The sequence below is a fragment of the Shimazuella sp. NTD247 genome (assembly GCF_059510415.1).
The window spans coordinates 462304-481549 of sequence record NZ_JCAJZU010000002.1 but is presented as its reverse complement, the minus strand read 5'-3'; the positions used below and the strand labels follow the sequence as shown (position 1 = coordinate 481549).

23 protein-coding genes, 1 tRNA gene and 1 other RNA gene are annotated in these 19246 nt (G+C 37.4%); 20 read left to right on the top strand and 5 right to left on the bottom strand.

What is annotated here, in order from left to right:
* Positions 1-100: 100 nt before the first annotated feature.
* The 8 genes from AC5WOC_RS07015 to AC5WOC_RS06980 all read left to right on the top strand — a co-directional run bounded on the left by AC5WOC_RS07015 (position 101) and on the right by AC5WOC_RS06980 (position 6710).
* Complete coding sequence (locus tag AC5WOC_RS07015; RefSeq protein ID WP_496054680.1) at positions 101-1510, top strand: M1 family metallopeptidase; 1410 nt, start codon at positions 101-103, stop codon at positions 1508-1510.
* 329 nt (positions 1511-1839) lie between these two features.
* Complete coding sequence (locus tag AC5WOC_RS07010; RefSeq protein WP_496054679.1) at positions 1840-2565, top strand: tRNA (adenine(22)-N(1))-methyltransferase; 726 nt, start codon at positions 1840-1842, stop codon at positions 2563-2565.
* Positions 2541-3644: a Nif3-like dinuclear metal center hexameric protein gene (locus AC5WOC_RS07005; RefSeq protein WP_496054678.1), complete on the top strand. Its 1104-nt coding sequence runs from the start codon at positions 2541-2543 to the stop codon at positions 3642-3644. Before AC5WOC_RS07010 ends, AC5WOC_RS07005 begins: the two co-directional genes overlap by 25 nt.
* 56 nt (positions 3645-3700) lie before the next feature.
* An RNA gene (rnpB, locus tag AC5WOC_RS07000) (RNase P RNA component class A) lies at positions 3701-4121 on the top strand.
* Positions 4122-4219: 98 nt separating this feature from the next.
* A complete protein-coding gene (locus AC5WOC_RS06995; protein WP_496054677.1) occupies positions 4220-4456 on the top strand; it encodes a hypothetical protein in 237 nt (78 codons plus the stop codon).
* A gap of 172 nt (positions 4457-4628) precedes the next feature.
* Entirely contained in the window at positions 4629-4898 is a 270-nt protein-coding gene (locus AC5WOC_RS06990) for a hypothetical protein (protein WP_496054676.1), read from the top strand.
* A gap of 23 nt (positions 4899-4921) precedes the next feature.
* Entirely contained in the window at positions 4922-5989 is a 1068-nt protein-coding gene (locus tag AC5WOC_RS06985; RefSeq protein ID WP_496054675.1) for a M42 family metallopeptidase, read from the top strand.
* 103 nt (positions 5990-6092) lie between these two features.
* On the top strand, positions 6093-6710 hold the full coding sequence (locus tag AC5WOC_RS06980; RefSeq protein ID WP_496054674.1) for a DedA family protein: 618 nt from the start codon (positions 6093-6095) through the stop codon (positions 6708-6710).
* A 24-nt stretch (positions 6711-6734) separates the two neighbouring features.
* On the opposite strand, the gene ftsW is transcribed toward AC5WOC_RS06980, so the two are convergent.
* Positions 6735-7865, bottom strand: a complete 1131-nt coding sequence (ftsW, locus tag AC5WOC_RS06975; RefSeq protein WP_496054673.1) for a putative lipid II flippase FtsW — start codon at positions 7863-7865, stop codon at positions 6735-6737.
* Positions 7866-8043: 178 nt separating this feature from the next.
* Between ftsW and AC5WOC_RS06970 the strand changes: the two genes are divergently transcribed.
* The 11 genes from AC5WOC_RS06970 to AC5WOC_RS06920 all read left to right on the top strand — a co-directional run bounded on the left by AC5WOC_RS06970 (position 8044) and on the right by AC5WOC_RS06920 (position 15280).
* Positions 8044-8733, top strand: a complete 690-nt coding sequence (locus tag AC5WOC_RS06970) for a zinc metallopeptidase (RefSeq protein ID WP_496054672.1) — start codon at positions 8044-8046, stop codon at positions 8731-8733.
* Positions 8734-8741: 8 nt separating this feature from the next.
* A complete protein-coding gene (locus AC5WOC_RS06965) occupies positions 8742-9185 on the top strand; it encodes a YhcN/YlaJ family sporulation lipoprotein (RefSeq protein WP_496054671.1) in 444 nt (147 codons plus the stop codon).
* Between the two features lie 161 nt (positions 9186-9346).
* On the top strand, positions 9347-9622 hold the full coding sequence (locus AC5WOC_RS06960; protein ID WP_496054670.1) for a DivIVA domain-containing protein: 276 nt from the start codon (positions 9347-9349) through the stop codon (positions 9620-9622).
* 85 nt (positions 9623-9707) lie between these two features.
* Positions 9708-10046, top strand: coding sequence for a hypothetical protein (locus tag AC5WOC_RS06955; protein WP_496054669.1), 339 nt, complete (start codon positions 9708-9710; stop codon positions 10044-10046).
* Between the two features lie 168 nt (positions 10047-10214).
* A complete protein-coding gene (locus tag AC5WOC_RS06950; protein WP_496054668.1) occupies positions 10215-10844 on the top strand; it encodes an O-methyltransferase in 630 nt (209 codons plus the stop codon).
* Positions 10841-11077, top strand: coding sequence for a PGPGW domain-containing protein (locus tag AC5WOC_RS06945; protein WP_496054667.1), 237 nt, complete (start codon positions 10841-10843; stop codon positions 11075-11077). Before AC5WOC_RS06950 ends, AC5WOC_RS06945 begins: the two co-directional genes overlap by 4 nt.
* A gap of 56 nt (positions 11078-11133) precedes the next feature.
* Positions 11134-11655, top strand: coding sequence for a DUF6042 family protein (locus AC5WOC_RS06940; protein WP_496054666.1), 522 nt, complete (start codon positions 11134-11136; stop codon positions 11653-11655).
* A gap of 4 nt (positions 11656-11659) precedes the next feature.
* On the top strand, positions 11660-12130 hold the full coding sequence (gene msrA / locus AC5WOC_RS06935; RefSeq protein WP_496054665.1) for a peptide-methionine (S)-S-oxide reductase MsrA: 471 nt from the start codon (positions 11660-11662) through the stop codon (positions 12128-12130).
* Positions 12131-12187: 57 nt separating this feature from the next.
* Positions 12188-13324 carry a cysteine desulfurase family protein gene (locus tag AC5WOC_RS06930; RefSeq protein WP_496054664.1) on the top strand — a complete coding sequence of 379 codons (1137 nt, stop codon included), beginning with the start codon at positions 12188-12190 and terminating at the stop codon, positions 13322-13324.
* 7 nt (positions 13325-13331) lie between these two features.
* The gene (gene thiI, locus AC5WOC_RS06925; RefSeq protein ID WP_496054663.1) at positions 13332-14504 is read left to right on the top strand and encodes a tRNA uracil 4-sulfurtransferase ThiI; all 1173 of its coding nucleotides are present in this window, start codon (positions 13332-13334) and stop codon (positions 14502-14504) included.
* A gap of 113 nt (positions 14505-14617) precedes the next feature.
* The gene (locus AC5WOC_RS06920; protein WP_496054662.1) at positions 14618-15280 is read left to right on the top strand and encodes a TerC family protein; all 663 of its coding nucleotides are present in this window, start codon (positions 14618-14620) and stop codon (positions 15278-15280) included.
* 443 nt (positions 15281-15723) lie between these two features.
* Here the strand turns inward: AC5WOC_RS06920 and AC5WOC_RS06915 are convergent.
* The 3 genes from AC5WOC_RS06915 to AC5WOC_RS06905 form a co-directional block, all read right to left on the bottom strand.
* Positions 15724-15798: transfer RNA gene (locus AC5WOC_RS06915), tRNA-Gln, on the bottom strand.
* A 100-nt stretch (positions 15799-15898) separates the two neighbouring features.
* The gene (locus AC5WOC_RS06910; RefSeq protein ID WP_496054661.1) at positions 15899-16141 is read right to left on the bottom strand and encodes a hypothetical protein; all 243 of its coding nucleotides are present in this window, start codon (positions 16139-16141) and stop codon (positions 15899-15901) included.
* Between the two features lie 191 nt (positions 16142-16332).
* A complete protein-coding gene (locus AC5WOC_RS06905) occupies positions 16333-16611 on the bottom strand; it encodes a hypothetical protein (RefSeq protein ID WP_496054660.1) in 279 nt (92 codons plus the stop codon).
* A 326-nt stretch (positions 16612-16937) separates the two neighbouring features.
* Between AC5WOC_RS06905 and AC5WOC_RS06900 the strand changes: the two genes are divergently transcribed.
* Positions 16938-17510 carry a hypothetical protein gene (locus tag AC5WOC_RS06900; protein WP_496054659.1) on the top strand — a complete coding sequence of 191 codons (573 nt, stop codon included), beginning with the start codon at positions 16938-16940 and terminating at the stop codon, positions 17508-17510.
* 291 nt (positions 17511-17801) lie between these two features.
* On the opposite strand, the gene AC5WOC_RS06895 is transcribed toward AC5WOC_RS06900, so the two are convergent.
* Positions 17802-19118: a helix-turn-helix domain-containing protein gene (locus tag AC5WOC_RS06895; protein WP_496054658.1), complete on the bottom strand. Its 1317-nt coding sequence runs from the start codon at positions 19116-19118 to the stop codon at positions 17802-17804.
* Positions 19119-19246 lie beyond the last annotated feature (128 nt).

Below are 19246 nucleotides of genomic sequence, written 5' to 3'. Positions count from 1 at the left end.
GTTTTTATATTCCGTTGATGAGCAATGTGAATAACTTTTTCTACATGTTTTTCTTTCATTTGGTCATCCTAGAAATAGGTACCGATGGAGGAGTGGAAAGATGAAACCAAGATATTTTGTACCAATGCTTATACTCTCAACAGTAGTCGCTGTTATGAGCTGTCTCTCATTTGTTCATGCTGCAGAGCCTATAACAGATCGACCAACTTATCAGATTGAAGCTACTTATATGGATAAACAAGATATTATCAAAGGCCATATGACTGTAACATTACCTGAACTTCGTAACTTTACTCAAAAAGAAGTTTATTTTCGCCTGTATCCAAATGTTTTTCAGAAATGGAAATATAACAGAGAAGCCAAACCTTCGAAGGCTGGTCATATCGCAATTTCTCATGTGCAAGTAGATGGCATAAAACAAAATATTACCATTGATGATACAGTGATGAAAGTTAATCTTCCAAAACCATTATCAAAAGGAAAGTCTGCAAAAATTGAAATGGATTATCAACTTTACATGCCACAAGGAGGTACTCGTTTAAACAAATTTAAAAACACAGCATTTTTAGCACAGTGGTACCCGATGTTGGCAGTAAAAGATAAAGATGGATGGCACACGGAACCATACACAACCACAGGAGATCCTTTTTACAGCGTGATGTCTGATTTTGATGTTACTTTTCATGTGCCAAAAGGGTATCAGGTTATATCGTCTGCAAAAGATATTCACCAAGAAAAACAGACTGTTCACTTACAGCAGTTTCATGTGCGTGATTTTGCTGCTGTTTTAACCAAAGATTATCAAGTTATAAGTGGAAGGGCCGGTAAAACAAGGGTTAATCTCTGGTTTACCAATTCTACCAAAGATGTTAGTAAACCACTCATACAAGCTGCCGTTAATGGTATGCAGTTTTATAATAATCGTTTTGGCGAGTACCCATATGAAGAAGTAGATGTTGTACTTGGGGAAACAGGTTTTGGAATTGCAGGTATGGAGTATCCTGGTTTAGTTACATCACTGCCAAAAGTTCCAACATCAAATGGAATATCACCAGCAGTCAATGTAGTTGTGCATGAGCTTGCTCACCAATGGTGGTATGGAGTAGTTGGCAATAATCAAGTAAAGGAACCTTGGTTAGATGAAGGATTGACGAGTTTTTCTGAGTTTCTTTACATGCAAAAGAAAATGAAACAAGATGATGAACCTTGGTTAAAACGAGTTGCAGTCAAATCGGACGAAATTCACCGTTCGATGGGAGTTCATTCAGCGCAAAAACTATATGATTATCCAGATGAAGTGTACGGTATCATGGTTTATTTGCGACCAGCAGCAATGATGTTTGCCCTGATGCATGAAATTGGTGAAGAAAAAGTGATGAAAATTTTGCACACGTATTATGATCAATATAAATTTAAAACGGCAACAACAACGGATTTCTTACGTGTAGCAAATAAGGTTGCAAATAAAGATTTAACACCGTTTTTCCAGAAGTGGTTGTATTGTAAATAATATTCCGATATCTTTTCGCTCTTTTGTGGATAGGATATAATAGTTGTGACCGCTTAAAAACAACTAGAGACAAGGAAGTATCATGCCTGTTCAGTCAAAGTGTATTCTAATTACTGGAAAGGGATCTTGTGATAAGTCCCCTGTTTGCAAAAAATGTAGTATGTGCAGGGGACATCATGATGCATGTCAGATTGGCTGGATGAAACATCCATATGAAGAAGAGACCGAATAGATCAAAGATCCAGAGCGTACTCCTTTTAGGGGTACGCTCACTAATTTTAAAGTGTGTTTGTTTTCGTTATAATAGAAGCGAAGAGGAGTTGCATGCTGTGAAGGAGTCAATTTCAAAGCGTCTATTACATATTGCTAACTTTGTCCCAACTTCATCGTGTGTAGCAGATATTGGGGCAGATCATGGGAAATTATTGGCTTATCTTGCTCATGAAGGGAAAATAAAGAAAGGGATCGCAGGTGAATTAAATAAAGGCCCTTTTTTAAACGCCTCTGCTTTCATTCAGAAATTAGGTTTGGAATCACTTATTGATGTGCGTATGGGGGACGGTCTTCAAGTATTACAGGAAAAAGTTGATGTAATAGTTATAGCGGGTATGGGCGGATCATTGATCGAAGCTATTTTAGAAAATGATAAAGATAAATTAAAAGGTGTTAGACGAATGGTGCTTCAACCCAATATAGGGGAATATCGTGTCAGACAATGGCTGGAACAAAATGATTGGATGTTGGTGAAAGAAGATATCGTCTTAGAAGACGGGATATATTATGAAATTATTGTAACCGAACCTCGAAATGAGGAAGATCTGGTATATGTTGATCTTCCGTTGTCAAAATCAAGATTTTTTCACATCGGTCCATTACTTTGGAAAAATCGACATCCACTCTTATTACAAAAGCAAAAACTTTCTCAGCAACGTAGACAAGAGGTATTTCAACAGTTGCAACATGCAAAAGGGGCGGAACAAAAAAAGACAGAGATTCAAATGGAAATAGAAGATCGAGAAAAGGTGATTAAATGGTTATCACTGGAAGAGAGCTAATAGGTATTTTTGAAAAAATCGCTCCGCCACATTTGGCGATGGAAAAAGATAAAATTGGTTTACAGCTAGGAAGCAGTTTTCAAGATGTAAAAGGAATTTTAGTAGCTTTAGAAGTAACGGATGCAGTAATAGAAGAAGCGATCAAATTAGGTGCAAATTGGATTTTCACGCACCATGCACTAATTTTCCATCCTTTAAATGCAATTAACACTGATCTGCCGAGAGGGAAAATGATCGAAAAATTACTGCAGCATCAAATCCAAGTCTATGCCGCACATACGAATTTAGATACAGCGATAAATGGTGTAAATGATGTGTTAGCAGGAGAATTAGGATTGGAACAGCAGGAAACATTTCTCTTTCATGGAGAAGAACATTACATAAAACTGGTTGTCTTTGTTCCAGCGACTCATGTGGACGCTGTTCGGGATGCACTTGGAGAAAGTGGAGCAGGGGCAATTGGAGCATATAGTCACTGTACCTTTGCTTCAAAAGGGATGGGAACATTTTTACCTGGACAAGGTACCGAGCCGTTTATTGGACAGCAAGGAAAACTGGAAAAAGTAGAGGAGTACCGATTAGAGACGATCTTTCCAAAATCTATCCAGACAAAAGTAATTCGTGCACTTCTTACAGCCCATCCTTATGAAGAGGTGGCCTATGATTTGTATGAATTGGAACAAAAAGAACGTTTTGGAATGGGGAAAATTGGACAACTTTCTACTGCACAACCCTTAAGTGAATTGGTCGCTCATGTAAAACAAGTCTATGATTTAAATTATGTTCAAGTGGTAGGTCATCTTAAAACAAATATTCGACGAGCTGCTATTTTGGGTGGAGCTGGAAGTCGTTATGTAATGGAAGCAAAACACCAAGGTGCGGATGTATATATTACTGGAGATATCGACTACCATACAGCTCAATTAGCTTTGGAAGAGGGGATTTGCTTAATTGATATTGGTCATGCAGCAGAACAGCGAGTGATCCCTTCCATATGTAACCAATTGACTGCTCTTTTGCCTATGAATGTACCTGTTCATTCATCGAGAGTGGATTTTAATCCTTTTCAAGTTTGTTAGCATCCAAAAATTGACTATTTTTTTAAAAGAGATTTTGTGATATACTAACATTTCATGGAAGTAAACAAAGCAATCGCCGGTGGATACTGCAAGGTACCACGGGAGGAAAGTCCGAGCTCCATAGGGCAGGGTGCCGGCTAACGGCCGGTGGGGGCAACCCTAAGGCAAGTGCCACAGAAATGTAGACCGCCGATGGAGGGGAACCTCACAGGCAAGGATGCAACGGTGCGGTAAGAGCGCACCAGCAGCATGGAAACATGCTGGCTAGGTAAACCCCACCTGGTGCAAGACCTGATAGAGAATCAGTATTCATTTTGGATACAGCTGTTGCCCGCAGTGATTCTGGGTAGGTCGCTGGAGTTAAGTAGCAATACTTAGCCTAGACAGATGATTGCTGCTCCATTTGTGGGAGATATGTATAAGCTATCATTATTACCACAAGGAGAACAGAACTCGGCTTATTGGTTGCTTCCAACTGCTTATAAGAAGACGCATTTAGAGCGTCTTTTTTATTTTCAGAAATTTAATGATCTGATATGATAAATATGAATATGTCCTATCACGAAGGAAAAAAGATGGATGAATTCACCGTTACCAGAGAGAAACTCATGGCTGGAAAAAATGGAACCATTCGAGTAGAGACACCTGCAAATACAGCCCTTATTATCCGGATTTCAAACAAAGAGAAAAAAACTGTTTCCATTCAACGAGAAAAAGGAAAAAATAAAAGGCAACACCAGATTATTGGTTATGTACTCCAAGGTGGTTCTAAGGTGTATGATGGATTGAGAATACTAAATCAAGTGGAGTAATGAGGAGGTGCCTGTACAATATTATTTGTACAGGCACAAAATATTATATTTACATATAAATGCAGAATTAGGAGTTTTTATACTCCTGTTTTTTTATTTTTAGGTTTAAATGAGTTTATTTACATGAAACTATAATTCTTTGTTCATACTAAGGCGAAAAGGCAGGACTCATATGAAATCATTTGAAAGCTATGAAGCATACGTGGATCGTTATAAAACGTACTATAACGAAGAAGGAGATAATAGGCCAGAGATGCTCACTGTAAGGCAATTTAGTGAGCAGTTTCAGATGCTCCGTGAGAGTTATCAAGCATATCATGACTTAATCCAAATGGGTCATACAACAGAAGCATCGCTTTATTATTCCCAGATTATTAACCAATTAGAAAATCAATTGGCAATAGCCGATGCATCTGATAATTTTAATCAAGAAATATACTAGGTATTTTAAAGGAGATATACTTTATGCGATTGTTGCAACAATTAACAGAAGCAAATGGTGTTTCTGGATATGAACATGAAGTTCGAGACTTGGTAAGAGAAGAGTTACAACAATTTGATGTCACAATAACAACTGATGGATTAGGGAGTATTTTTGGTGAGAAAAAAGGAACATCTGAGAAACCTAGGGTATTAGTAGCAGGTCATCTGGACGAAGTAGGTTTCATGGTAACTGAAATTACAAAGGCTGGTTATTTGCGTTTTACTCAGTTGGGTGGATGGTGGAGTCAAGTATTGTTATCACAGCGTGTGTTGATTTTGGCTGGAAATCGTAAATTTACCGGCGTAATCGGTTCCAAAGCACCTCATGTATTATCTGCTGAAGAACGAAACAAAGTGTATCCAATGAGAGAAATGTATATTGATGTTGGTGCACACAGTGATACTCAAATCAAAGAGTGGGGAATTAGGATTGGAGATCCTATTGTTCCGATATGTCCATTTGAAATTTTGCCAGATCAGGATACTATTTTAGCAAAAGCATTAGACAATCGATTTGGATGTTACGCCGCTTTAGAAATTCTTCGTCGTCTGCAAGTAGAAGAACATCCAAATACGATTATTGCTGGAGCTACTGTTCAGGAAGAAGTAGGGCTTCGTGGTGCACAGACAGCAGCTCATATGGTGAATCCAGATATTGCATTTGCCATTGATGTCGGTATTGCAGAGGATGGTCCAGGACAAGAAAATTCTCATCATCCGAAAATGGGTCAAGGACCACTGGTTACGTTTTTAGATGCTACCATGGTTCCGAATATCGGATTGCGTGATTTAGTGATGGATACAGCAGAAGAAAATAATATACCTATTCAACATGAGACAATGCTTGGTGGAGGAACAGATGCTGGTAGATTTCATATGAACAATAATGGAGTCCCTTCGATTGTTATCGGAGTAGCTGCTAGGTATATTCATAGCCATGTATCGATGGTAAGTAAAAAAGATGTGGAAAATGTGATCGAGTTAATGGTAAAAGTAATAAAAAAATTGGATGAAGATAAATTGAATCAATTTTTATCTTTTAGTTCCTAAAAAACGGTTGTTTGCTCGACCGTTTTTTTATCTTTTGTGAAACTGCAATTTTTATGGTATTGTATACTTTAGCTAATAATGCATTGATAAACGGGGTTGTACCATGGATCAGTGGTTCGTTGAGTTTTTACAACACTATGGATATATAGGTGTTTTTCTTTTTTTTGTACTAGGTATAGTTGGATTGCCACTACCTGATGAAATTATGTTGACTTTCCTTGGATACCTCTCTTCGATTGGAGAGCTTCATCTTATTTATACATTCCTCAGTGCTCTTTTTGGTTCCGCAACCGGTATCACAGTAAGTTTTATATTAGGGAAAAAACTGGGTTATCCTTTTTTGCGAAAGTATGGAAGTAAAATATTTATTACTCGCAGAAGACTTCGGATTACCAATCTTTTATTCCGGAAATATGGCAGTGCTCTTTTATTTGCTGGATATTTTATACCAGGAGTGCGTCATGTGACTGCGTATATTGCCGGAATTGCTCGTATGTCCATTGCAAGGTTTATGGTATTTGCATACATTGGTGCATTTGTATGGTGTTTGACTTTCATTGGATTAGGTCATGTTTTAGGATCAAATTGGGAAATTTTATTTGAATACATACATCGGTTCGGAGCAAAAGCATTGTTTTTTATAGTGCCACTTGCCGCTATATTATTTGGTTATTATTACTGGAATCAAAACCGTTCGGTTAACAAAAATCATCCACGTTGATCGTGATCATAAAAACCTGCTTCCTCATTCGGAAGCAGGTTTCTGGCTTTTTTTAGCGGGTTTCCTTTTTTCAAGTCGGTATCGGGATATATTTAAAAGTATACCAGTTGCGATTAATTGGAACATCAGAGAAGACCCTCCATAACTGATAAAGGGTAATGGAACTCCAGTTACCGGTAATAGTGCTGTAACTACTCCAAGATTAAAAACGACTTGAATTGCCAGTAAACTAACGATTCCAATTCCGAGCAATGTACCGAATAAATCAGGAGCTTTGAGCGATATTCGCACTCCTCTTATGACATAAACTGCAAATAGAACGATAAGCGCACCAGCTCCAATGAATCCTAATTCCTCTGCGATTATAGAGAAGATAAAATCGGTATGTGCTTCTGGCAAATAAGCCATTTTTTGAATGCTTTTGCCTAACCCTACTCCTGTTATTCCACCTGGTCCAATAGCGTAAAGAGAGTAAATCACTTGATAACCATGGTTTTGTGGATCACTAAAAGGATTAAATAATGCCATTACTCGATTTACCCGGTATTGATCTAAAAACAAAACTCCCACCAAAACAGGAATTCCAGCACTCACTAATAAAAATAATTGTCGCAGTCTTGCACCACCGCAAAAGATAATAATCAAACAAGTACTAAAAATAATAATTGTTGCACTGTAATGAGGTTCGATCACAAGAAAACCACAGAAGACTGTAATAACAGTAAGTGGAGGCAAAATTGTTTTCTTAAAACTGTTGAGTACCTCTTGTTTCTTTACCATGATCGATGCAGTGTACATGATCATAACAAGCTTTACAAACTCTGATGGTTGAAAAGTTAATGGACCCATACTGATCCATCTGCGAGCTCCATTGGTTTCGTTGGTAAAAAGAAGCACAAAGATCAGCATCACAAGTGATAGTAACAAAAACTTTCCAATATGTTTTCTATACCAGTGATAAGGAATATTGGAAAAGATAAAAAAAAGAATCAATCCTACACCAGCAAATATAAGTTGTTTGTTGAAAAAATAGTAAGCATTTTGATAATCTAATATGCCTTTATAGTAACTTGTACTAAATACCATCACAAGACCATAACCGACCAAAATAAATGTCAAAAGGATAAGCCAGAAATCCGGCTTTATTCGTTGCATTGGAAAACTCCTCATTTGCATGTTCTTGGATATATTATCAAAAGTAAAAACAAAGCTCTAGTTTTTTGCGCAGTGAATTTCATCTTTAGATAAGCAAAATACTCTATATACCCATTTTTACCAAAGGGGATAAAAATCCTTCACTTGCACAAGATAGAAAAAGAAAGTAGGGATTTATATGTTTTTTGCAATTGATATTTTCGTGATGATCATTGCTGTTATTCTTACAATTTGGGCACAGATAAAAGTGAAATCTGCTTTTCACAAATGGTCTGGCGTTCATGCAAAATCTGGATATACAGGGCAGCAGGTTGCTAGGTATATATTAGATCGACATGGATTACAAGATGTAAAAATAGAGCCGATTCAAGGCAGTTTTAGTGATCATTACGATCCAAATGCAAAAGTAGTGAGATTGTCGGAACCCATCTATGGTGAATCAACAGTGGCGGCTATTTCGGTATCAGCACATGAATGCGGACATGCTTTACAACACCAAGAAAATTATGGTGCGTTAGTTTTACGACATCGTTTAGTACCGATATTAAATATTACATCAGGTGCTGCTCCAATTCTGCTTTTAATCGGATTTTTTTTGCAAATGTCCAATCTCATTTTAGTCGGGATATTATTTTACTTGATAACTGTACTATTTCATTTGGTGACACTGCCAGTTGAATTTAATGCTAGCAGTAGAGCAAAACATATTGTGTTTGCAGAAGGAATGATAGCAAGAAATGAGGAGTATGGCGTTAATAAAGTATTAAATGCTGCTGCATTTACTTATGTAGCTGGGGCACTAGTCGCAATTATGGAGTTATTTCGTTTTATTCTTTTGTATATTCTATCGCAAAACGATGAGAGGTGAATTCTTATATGCAAAAACACTGGATTGCAGTGGGATTGGCTGGATTGATGGCTATATCACAGGGTTGTGCGAGATATCATTCTCAATCTCCTGTTCAAGAGCAAAATATGTTACCTACTCGTTATCAAACAAATGTTGATCACAATAATTCCCTTTATAATAATAATGCAAACTATATATCTAATAAAACGCGAACACATGGTATTCGTGTAGAGAAAGAGTACGCAAGAAGAATTGTACAAAGCTATCCTCAAATAGAGAATGCTACAGTCGTTATCATTCGAAATCGTGCATATGTTGCTGTGTCGTTAAAAAGAAAACAGCCAACTTTAGGTCATTTACGTGTAGAAATACCAGCATTAATTAAAGATATGGATGCAGTAGTAGAGAGGGTGCATGTTTCTGATAACCCAAATTTCCGTAAGATGGTGGAAAGATATTCGAAACAATAAGAGATAGGCAGATCAATCCTATCTCTTTATTGTGAAAAAAATAACTTATTTGGTATACTCCTTGCAACAGCTTGTCATCTACTAAGCTTACTTTGCTGTAGATAAAGAATTCGTATATAATAAAAAAATGAAACGCTGATGTTGATAGGAGTGTCTCAATCGTGAAACGTTTAACGCCCATGGAGATTTTCAACAAAGACTTTAAACAATCTATGCGTGGATATGATGTAAACGAAGTAAATGAATTTCTAGATCTTGTAATACGTAATTACGAAGAATTGATAAAAGAAAATGAATACTTAAAAGAACAACTAACAACATCGAAAAAACAAAATACAGCAAGACATAAAGCTGTAAAAGCGAATATGAATGAATATGACGCAGTAATTAATGAAATTTTGACAAGATTGGAACGTATTGAGAAGGTAATTCGTTAGGAAATAGATAACAATTTTATGAACGTATGTTATCTCTTCGATCTATGGAAACTAAGAATAGTCTTCTAGGTCAGGAGGAACATACATGAGTACAGATGACAAGGATCAAATAAGGGATAACCATAGACATAAAGAGCAGGATGTTGAAACAGCTTCAGAGATAGCTCCATCGAGCGTCAAGACTGTCGAACAAGCTCCCCGTCAAGAAAAAACAGAAGTTGATGGTGGAGGAATTGGTGTAACCGCTCTTATTTTGTCATTACTGTCTTTTTTCCTGTTTCCGTTTGTCTTATCGTCTCTTGCTATTGTTTTAGGGATTGTGGGTGTGCAAAGAGGCAGTACAGCAGGCTGGTGGGCAATCGGTATTGGTGTGTTTGTTCTCCTCATTAGAATACTAGCCTTTCCGATCATGGCTATTTTTTAAAAGTCTCTCAAAAGAGAGGCTTTTCTTTTCACGTTGGGCTATCATAGTATATAATGAAATTTGTTTTACATGCTGTCTTCTTTGTGAAACAAACCATAAAGTAAATCACTGCACAAACTAACATTATGGATAGCTTGTGTTTTTTCATATCTGGATAAGGAGAAATGCATGAATTATACCAATTATATTCGAAATTTATTTGTTCAGGAAGATGAAGTATTGTCCACGATTGATACACGTCTCTCATCATTAGAACTGCCGCTTATTTCGGTTCCGCCAGAAGTAGGAAAATGGTTAACGATGATGGTAAAGATGACGAATGCCAAGCGGATTTTAGAAGTGGGTACACTAGCTGGATACAGTACCATTTGCCTTGCTAAAGGGTTGATGGATAATGGACAGTGTACTACTATTGAACTTAAAGAAGAACATGCAAAAATAGCTAGAGAACATTTAGCTAAAAGTAATTATTTAGATAAAGTGAATGTTATTGTTGGAGATGCTTCTGAGCAACTATCGAAATTAATACAGGAAGAAAAGAAATTTGATTTGTTTTTTTTAGATGCAGATAAAGTTAATTATCCTGCTTATTTAGAGCAAGTCATTCAACTTGCTTCACCAGGTGCAGTGGTTTTGTTAGATAATCTTTTTTTAGGTGGGAGAATCTTGGATCAAAAGGATCAGCATCCTGCCCCAGAAGCAGTTCGTAAGGTAACCGACATGTTAGCAAATGATGAACGTTTAGAATCCATCATACTTCCTTTAGGGGATGGATTAGGGGTGGCGATTGTCAAATGAATCCAAATGTAAAACGAGTTCTCATAACTATCACAGGATATTTCTTTCTTCTCTTAGGTGTTATTGGGGCAGTATTACCTATTATGCAAGGTTGGTTTTTCTTTTTAATCGGTTTGATCCTTTTATCTAGGACAACTCCTTGGGCGAGAAGATGGCTTCACAAGTTACGTTTACGTTTTCCAAAACTGGCATCTAAAGCTGATACTTGGATTTCAAAGTGGCGTCGAAGTTAATAAGAAAAGAATAAGCGAAAAGAAAGGAAGCGAATAGCGCAGAAAAGGGGAAAAACATGCGCATTCAAACGGTTCTTAGCTCTGAATGGTCACAAGATTATTTACAAGTACCAGCAGTTTTTTTTGAACTTGGTTGGAATTTGTATCTACCACAAGGGATGAATTCAGTTGTACTAAGCGTTTTTACTTTTATTTATCAAGGATATACAAAATCAGAAATATTTTTTTATATGGAAAAAGAAGCGCAAAAATTATCCATTGAACCTTTTCCATTAGCTCAAATTCAAAATAATAAAGAAGATGCATCATTCTTAGAGTATGAAGCGTTGTATATGCGAGAACAGTGGTGTGAAACTATTTTGGTAAGATCTTCATTGCAGTATCCTACATCAATTTCGGATATGATACAGTTGTTAATAGATATTGGAATCTTGATTGAGGTAAACTATCGAGAAATTGCTTATTTAGATTTAATTTTAAAGCCTTTTCCGAGACCAGAAGAATCTTTATTATTAACACCAGAAGAAAATGATAAAATGTTCGATCCATTTCGTTTTGAGCGTTTGCAAGGAGGATAATAAAATGGCAAAAGCTACTTTCGGAGCTGGTTGTTTTTGGGGTGTAGAAGAGACATTTCGTAAAATACCTGGAGTAATTGATACCTCTGTTGGATATACAGGTGGAAACAAGGAAAATCCTACTTATGAAGACGTATGTACAGATAAGACTGGGCATGCTGAAGTGGTAGATATTGATTTTGATCCAAATCAAATCTCTTACAAAAAATTGTTGCAAATCTTTTTTGAGAATCATAATCCTACAACGTTAAATCAACAGGGACCGGATTTCGGTACGCAATATCGTTCGGTTGTGTTTTATCACAATGAAGAACAAAGAAAAGAAGCAGAACAAATGAAAAAAGAATTAGATCAATCAGGTAAATTTTCGAAACCGATTGTGACAGAAATTACGAAAGCAACAACTTATTTTCCTGCTGAAGAATATCATCAACGGTATTTACAAAAAAGAGGAATGGATTCATGTCGTATCTAAGGCGAATACTTCGCCTTTTTTTATGTCAAACAGTATTTATTTGGGAAGGGAAAAACAATGCATTATCTGGATAATAGTGCTACAACTAAACCGTATAAAGAAGTGATTGAAACTGTAAGCTGGATGTTGGAAAACACATATGCAAATCCAGCTTCTCTTCACAGTTTAGGTTTTCAAGCGGAACAAGCAGTAGAAGATGCACGTTTAAAGATCACAAAAGAGCTTTCTGCTCTTCCTTCTGAGATTATTTTTACCTCTGGAGGTACAGAAGCCAATAATTTAGCGATACAGGGGATTGCGAGAAAATACCAAAATAGAGGCAAACATATCATTACAACTGCTATCGAGCACGATTCTGTTTATGAAGTTTATCAATCTTTGGAGCAAGAGGGGTTTGAGGTTACCTATCTTCCTGTTGATGACAATGGACATGTGTCCGTTGATGAATTGCAAAGCGTTATGACAAATGAAACGATTTTAGTTTCAATTATGCATGTCAACAATGAAGTGGGGGCTGTTCAACCTATTGAAGAAATAGGTGCTTTATTAGCCGCTTTTCCAAAAGTATTTTTTCATGTCGATGCAGTGCAATCATTTGGTAAATGGCCAGTTGATGTGAATAAAGCAAAAGTTGATTTATTATCTATTTCAGCGCATAAATTTCATGGACCAAAAGGCGTCGGTGCATTATATTTACGCAAAAATAAACAAATTGCACCACTATTGCTCGGCGGAGGACAAGAAAACGGGATTCGTTCAGGTACATTAGCTGTACCACTCATAGCTGGAATGGCAAAAGCAGTGGAAATTTCCTCTGCAAAACGAGAAACTTTTTTACAAAATACAGCCGTTTGGAAATCAAAGTTACAAACAACACTAGCTTCGTTAGATGGTATACTCCTTAACGGAGATGGTGTGCCGTACATTCTTTCCTTTTCTTGCAGAGGTATAAAATCAGAGGTTTTAGTCAGGGCATTGGAAGACGAAGGAATTTATGTTTCAAGTAAATCTGCTTGTTCATCAAAAAAAGAGGCTCCTAGTAGAGTTCTATTAGCAATGCAGCGGAGCCGGGCAGAAGCAGTTAGCGGTATTCGAATAAGTATGGGAATGCAGACTACAGAACAAGATATCTCTATATGTCAACATGCATTAACTAAGGTAATCCCTACTTTACAACAATGGTTAAAGGTGTAGATCAGTGATGAATTGGAATGTTATTTTAATTCGCTACGGCGAGCTTTCTTTAAAAGGCAAAAATCAAAAATTATTTGAGGATTACCTCATCCGCAATATTCGTGATAAGTTAGAAGAATATGAAGGAATCGATGTAACAAGAGAACACGGAAGAATTTTTGTTGAACTTGGGAATCAGCCTGCATCACCAATTATGGAACAGCTGAAAGAAGTTTTTGGCATTGTGAGTTTCAGCCCTGCTATCCGTATCTCATCTCAGATTGAGGAAATGGAGACAACTGCTGCTAACGTTTTTGCATCTTATCCGGGAGTGCAAACGTTTAAAGTGGAGAGCAGACGCGCCGACAAACGTTTTCCTATTCGTACTGGCGAAATAAACCCAAGAATCGGTCAATATATATTGGAGCATTTTCCACAAGCAAAAGTAGACGTCCATAAACCTGAATTAGAAATTAAAATCGAAGTGCGAATTAAGGGAACTTATATTTATGGGAAAGAAACTGCTGGGGCAGGAGGGCTTCCTGTTCGGTCAAGTGGAAAGGTATTACTGATGCTTTCTGGCGGGATCGATAGTCCAGTTGCGGGTTATATGGCTTTGAAACGTGGAGTAGAACTGCATGCTATTCATTTTCATAGTCATCCGTTCACGAGTGAACGTGCCAAGCAAAAAGTTTTGGATTTGTGCCGTGTGTTAACGAAATTTGGTGGGAAAATACGCCTTTATGTTGTGCCGTTTACACATGTACAAACAGAAATTAGAAAACACTGCTATGAAAATTACAGCATAACTATTATGCGTCGGATGATGGTTCGTATTGCAGAAGAATTAGCCAAAAAATATGATTTAAAAGCGCTATTCACCGGTGAGTCATTAGGACAAGTTGCAAGCCAAACGTTAGAAAGTATCCAGGCGATTAACCAAGTGACTACTATGCCGATTTTGCGTCCGCTCATCAGTATGGACAAAGTAGAAATTATGGAGATTGCGAAAAAAATAGGCACGTATGATATATCCATTCTTCCTTATGAAGATTGTTGTACCGTTTTTGTACCAGAACAGCCAAAGACGAAGCCAACGATCAAAGTTTGTGAGCGGGAAGAAAAGAAACTAGAAGTAGATACACTAGTAACCGAAGCGGTAGAAGGGATAGAAATCATAAATTTTCCGAATTCAAATTAATGAATAGAAGGGTATTGGGGAAAGCTGATCTTAAGAACAGCTTTCTTTTTGGTTATACAAATACAGCTTGTCACATAAATTAGGATGAGGACAAACTGGAAAGGAAGAAATATATGGAATCTACATTTTGGATAAGTATGTTTACCATTGTCCTCTCCGACCTCCTGTTAAGCGGAGATAATGCTGTTGTGATTGGAATGGCAGCAAGGAGATTACCAAATAACCTTCGTAAAAAAGCTATTCTCATCGGTTCTGGGATCGCTGTTGTATTGCGGGCTTCCTTAACCACCGTAGCGGCTTATTTATTACATATTCCTTTTTTAATGACTGCAGGAGGACTCTTATTATTTTTTATCGCTGGTAAATTGGTCATTGGAGATACAACAGATAAGACACATGTAGAAGCAGGCACTACTTTTCGGAGTGCGATTAAGACAATAATCATTGCTGATGTAGTAATGAGTTTGGATAATGTGATGGCAGTTGCTGGGGCAGCGCATGGAGACATGTGGCTGGTTTTGTTTGGATTGGCACTGAGTATTCCGCTTTTAATGTGGGGAAGTGGCTTCGTCGCAAGGTTTATCGCTCGTTTTCCCTTTATTCTCTATTTGGGAGGAGCAGTACTTGGTTTCATCGCAGGAGATCTCATTATTCATGATCCTTGGGTATTTCAATATGTGATGGATGTACAAATGTTAGAAGTATTACCATATGCTACAGCTATTTTAATTTTATTATCGTGTGTTCCCAGGCTTATTCCTCATGGGAAAAAGTAAGTATATAACAAATATGTCAGTTAAGATAGTTATCTATCCATAGTGCTAACAATTTTTTTTGAATGAGGTTTACTATCTAAAAATTATACAATTCATAATAATGGTAATTGGATTTTATTTTGTTTTGCACTGTTGACCGCCAACCAAAACAACGCATGATGGCATAAAATATTGTCCAGAATGTGGGGAAGAAGATTTTAGCGAAATGGAAGTGATCTAAAGAGGGAAAAGTATCCTTTCTTTTTTTAACTAGAAATGATGTAATCGTCGTAATTCAATGTGTAGGAGCGATATATACACAACAGCTCAATAAAGATCATTGTTCATTACCGAGATTTTGATGGATTAAACAAAGAGCAGCAGAAATGTGCTGAGTTTCTAAAATGCAATCCTGTATATACATAAAGAAAATAACGCCAATAAAGGCGTTATTTTCTTTAAAATGGCTGGGGAAGAAGGATTCGAACCTTCGGTACACGATACCAAAAACCGATGCCTTACCTCTTGGCTACTCCCCATCGCTAAAAATAGTATGAGGAGTTTGGCATGTATTTATACATAGAAAGAAAAGATTTTCTTCTCCCTTCATTTGCATGAAGGGAATGGTACAAGGAGAGATTAACAGGGGACTGCTTTCTTAACCCCAAACCTTCCTGTGTACATCAAGTCTCCATATTCAGTGATGGCTAGGAACAACTGACCGCCATATTCCTTGACAAGTTCGGACAGGTTGCTAGATCTGCTGCACGAACAATCCTCGGCATGTGTCATTTCCATGTTGGTAATCAAACCTTTTTGCACAACCGTAACCTTTGCGGTACAGGACTTCTTGGTTCCAACTGTGACAGAGTGAACACTCATTTGTTCCTCAATTCTTGCTAGGTGATGGAGATAATTTGATGGTAGCAGAAATGATTTAGGAAGGATAGCATCTTTATGATCTTTGAGAATTATTTTTATTTGAAATGAAATTTAATTCGAAATTATACATTAAAATTGCTGGTTAATGCTCGACCCATCTTCTCATGAGAAGATGGGTCATATATTGTCAACTACTGCCGGTGCTCTGGGGAGGTGTAAAATTCCGAATATCGATTTTCTCTAAGAATCCAGTTTTGTACTTCCTGTACCTTCTTATTATCTTTCGCTTTTGCTTTCAGAGCAAGATCAATACAAACCCTAGCCTCAATTTTGTTGTTTACGCTGATGGCAGCTTCACAAGCAAGAATCCATCTCCAAGTTCCCAAATGACGCATTCCAATCTCTTTACGGACTTCTTCGAGAAGTCGGATAGCATCCTCTTTATTGCGGATAAGAGGGATGGAAGACATTTTAAATCCTTAGTTAAGGTTGACAAGACATCTTTATTTTAACTCTAGATGAACAAATTCGCTAATATTATTTACTATATGCACGAGTGTGTCTGCTATCGCACCTGTTGAAAAAACAAAAAGAGCACTTCCATAATTCATACCTCTAATTAGTAAAAAATGGGTTCATCTTTAATCAAGTGGAGATATCTATTTATTTATGAAAACCAAATATATCTTAATAATGCTATTATATTAATCGTGCGATATAATTGATTTAATCAGCAAATCGCTGAACAGCCCTCTTTAGGCTGATGTTCATCTCACTTCCTATGGAAGGATAGTATATGTCTACCATCAACATGACCAAGGGTCAGAAGTTCACGCTCGTGAAGCCGGAAGATGTCGTTGATGACGATATTTACATGCACACGAATTGGCAGTTTCCTGCAGATGTAGACCTGTGTGCTTTGTTCGAGCTGATGGATGGACAGAAGGGTATCGTTCAGGGGCTGGGTGAGAGCCCTCTCCGCTTCGGTAGCCAGACTTCAGCACCATACATTCAGCTTAACCACGATGACCGTTCGGGTAAGACGACTGGCGAGACGATTCGTGCTCGCTACAGTCTGGCTCGACGGTACATCAAGCGCCTCGGTATCTTCGTCTATGTTTATGAAGGAGCTAAGTCTCTGGAGGCTGTGGGGGATGCATATACCACGATCCAGGTCCCGGGCAATCCACTGCTTCGACTGGAGCACAAGGGCAAAGCCAACCGGTATCGGACCTGTGCAGTCGCACTGATCGAGCGATCGACGGATGGTTTCACGGTGAAGATGGAAACGAAGGCCATCAATGGATTCCAGCAGGCTGTGGACCGTCACTGGGGCTGGGGCCTCCAGTGGACTCCTGGCCTCAAGTAATGTTTCCATGTAAGTGAGATGACCCTCTCTACGATGTATTCTTGTCGTAGAGAGGGTCATGCTATTTTTAGGAGTAATAAATATTTTTGGTAAGGTGCAGTATTTCTTACAAGGATCAAGACAATAGATGACTAGTATATTTATCAGTGTTTATAAAATTTAATTCATGCAAACCAAAAAAAAATAAAAAATAAAGCTAGCCTTAAAGGCTAGCTTAGATAATAGCAGATTGCAAAAATCAATAAATTTCAAATATTTAAGTATGGATTGGTTCACTGGTAGCTTTGCGCATTATTCATCACCTCCTCGTTGTAGTTGGATACTGACAGATACCAAGTTGTTGACATAACTTTGATATTGATCCATATCCAAATAATGTTGACATTGGCAAAGTTTGGTAAGTGATTCGCGTTCTTGTTTGTAAAGTTTGTGATCTTGAGCGATATGCAATGCTTTTTGGAGAAAGCGAACTGCTTTTTCTGTATCATCCAATTGAAGATACATATCACCAAGCGCATTATACGCTTCATATATATGATCCATCCGAGTTCCATCAGAGGTTTTGACAGCATCCAATAAATGTGATTCTGCCTGGGAAAAATCTTTTTTCTGGATGTAAATGAGTCCGAGTTGCAATCGAATGTAGGTAAACCAATTTTCATAACTAACTCTCGGTTTCAATCGTAAAGCTGTTTGGTAGCAGATAAGTGCAACAGAAAATTCTTCTTGCTCAAAATAAATATCACCTAAACTACTCCAGAGCTGGAATGATCGGTCATAGCTCTGGCTGATACGCGCAATTTCAATGCCTAATTCAGCACTTTGAATTGCTTGCGTATAACTTTTGTTTTCAATTAGGGCATTTACTTCGACATTATAAGGATAAATAAAACTTAGGCCTGTCTCTTGCGAACCAAGATGCAGTTTGCAGTCTTTCACCATTTCCAAACTCTCTTCTAATAAATCCAAACGCAATAAATACAGAGAGTGATTGGAAAGGAGGATTGCCTTGGTGTACTTTCTGGTACCATGCTCAACAAAGGAATCAATTCCTTTTTGGTTATAAGCAATCGTCTCATCATAATTTTTTTCTTGAAAGAAAATTCGTGCGAGTTCACCAAAACAAGAAGATTTTAAGTTAGTAGATTCCCAAGCCGCTCTGTTTCGATCGATTAATTTGATCGCTTCAAGCAGTACGTTTTTTGCTTTCTCATAAAATTTCTTTTGGTAGTAAATTTTGCCACGCAAGAAATTTACCATTGGTTTCACATGTGTTTTTTCATGAAGTCCGGATTCTCTTAACTGCTTTAATCCTTCTTTTGCGCCTACTAAGTCGATGATAGTTTCAATCGATTTTAACTGTAAATGTTCCAACTGGGAAGAGTTATTTTCTTGTTCCAGCAATTCTTGCAGTTTTTCTTGGTTGTAGCCTAACTTATTTAGGTAATAAAACCGCTTATGTTTGCTGACAGTAGGATCACCTCTTTCGATTTTACTGATCGTTCCTTGTGAAATCTCTTTATCTTCAAAAAACTTCATAGGGAGACCGCGCGATGTTCTCAGTTTACGGACAATTTTGCCGAAGTCTAGCGAATTATATCGATCCATCTGGTTGATCCCTGCCTATTGATGTTATTTTGTTTGTTCAAAGATTCGATGTCAAATCTTGTTTTCCTTCTTCGATTCTTGGATTTTTCTGTCATTATTATGGAAAATATTATTTTGCACTTTTTTGT

Bases quoted from the DNA above. Each gene is read 5' to 3' on its own strand.
- AC5WOC_RS07015 (WP_496054680.1), top strand. From the start codon at position 101: ATGAAACCAAGATATTTTGTACCAATGCTTATACTCTCAACAGTAGTC.
- AC5WOC_RS07005 (WP_496054678.1), top strand. From the start codon at position 2,541: ATGGTTATCACTGGAAGAGAGCTAATAGGTATTTTTGAAAAAATCGCT.
- AC5WOC_RS06995 (WP_496054677.1), top strand. From the start codon at position 4,220: ATGGATGAATTCACCGTTACCAGAGAGAAACTCATGGCTGGAAAAAAT.
- AC5WOC_RS06990 (WP_496054676.1), top strand. From the start codon at position 4,629: ATGAAATCATTTGAAAGCTATGAAGCATACGTGGATCGTTATAAAACG.
- AC5WOC_RS06985 (WP_496054675.1), top strand. From the start codon at position 4,922: ATGCGATTGTTGCAACAATTAACAGAAGCAAATGGTGTTTCTGGATAT.
- AC5WOC_RS06980 (WP_496054674.1), top strand. From the start codon at position 6,093: ATGGATCAGTGGTTCGTTGAGTTTTTACAACACTATGGATATATAGGT.
- ftsW (WP_496054673.1), bottom strand. From the start codon at position 7,865: ATGCAACGAATAAAGCCGGATTTCTGGCTTATCCTTTTGACATTTATT.
- AC5WOC_RS06970 (WP_496054672.1), top strand. From the start codon at position 8,044: ATGTTTTTTGCAATTGATATTTTCGTGATGATCATTGCTGTTATTCTT.
- AC5WOC_RS06965 (WP_496054671.1), top strand. From the start codon at position 8,742: ATGCAAAAACACTGGATTGCAGTGGGATTGGCTGGATTGATGGCTATA.
- AC5WOC_RS06955 (WP_496054669.1), top strand. From the start codon at position 9,708: ATGAGTACAGATGACAAGGATCAAATAAGGGATAACCATAGACATAAA.
- AC5WOC_RS06950 (WP_496054668.1), top strand. From the start codon at position 10,215: ATGAATTATACCAATTATATTCGAAATTTATTTGTTCAGGAAGATGAA.
- AC5WOC_RS06945 (WP_496054667.1), top strand. From the start codon at position 10,841: ATGAATCCAAATGTAAAACGAGTTCTCATAACTATCACAGGATATTTC.
- AC5WOC_RS06940 (WP_496054666.1), top strand. From the start codon at position 11,134: ATGCGCATTCAAACGGTTCTTAGCTCTGAATGGTCACAAGATTATTTA.
- msrA (WP_496054665.1), top strand. From the start codon at position 11,660: ATGGCAAAAGCTACTTTCGGAGCTGGTTGTTTTTGGGGTGTAGAAGAG.
- AC5WOC_RS06930 (WP_496054664.1), top strand. From the start codon at position 12,188: ATGCATTATCTGGATAATAGTGCTACAACTAAACCGTATAAAGAAGTG.
- thiI (WP_496054663.1), top strand. From the start codon at position 13,332: ATGAATTGGAATGTTATTTTAATTCGCTACGGCGAGCTTTCTTTAAAA.
- AC5WOC_RS06920 (WP_496054662.1), top strand. From the start codon at position 14,618: ATGGAATCTACATTTTGGATAAGTATGTTTACCATTGTCCTCTCCGAC.
- AC5WOC_RS06910 (WP_496054661.1), bottom strand. From the start codon at position 16,141: ATGAGTGTTCACTCTGTCACAGTTGGAACCAAGAAGTCCTGTACCGCA.
- AC5WOC_RS06905 (WP_496054660.1), bottom strand. From the start codon at position 16,611: ATGTCTTCCATCCCTCTTATCCGCAATAAAGAGGATGCTATCCGACTT.
- AC5WOC_RS06900 (WP_496054659.1), top strand. From the start codon at position 16,938: ATGTCTACCATCAACATGACCAAGGGTCAGAAGTTCACGCTCGTGAAG.
- AC5WOC_RS06895 (WP_496054658.1), bottom strand. From the start codon at position 19,118: ATGGATCGATATAATTCGCTAGACTTCGGCAAAATTGTCCGTAAACTG.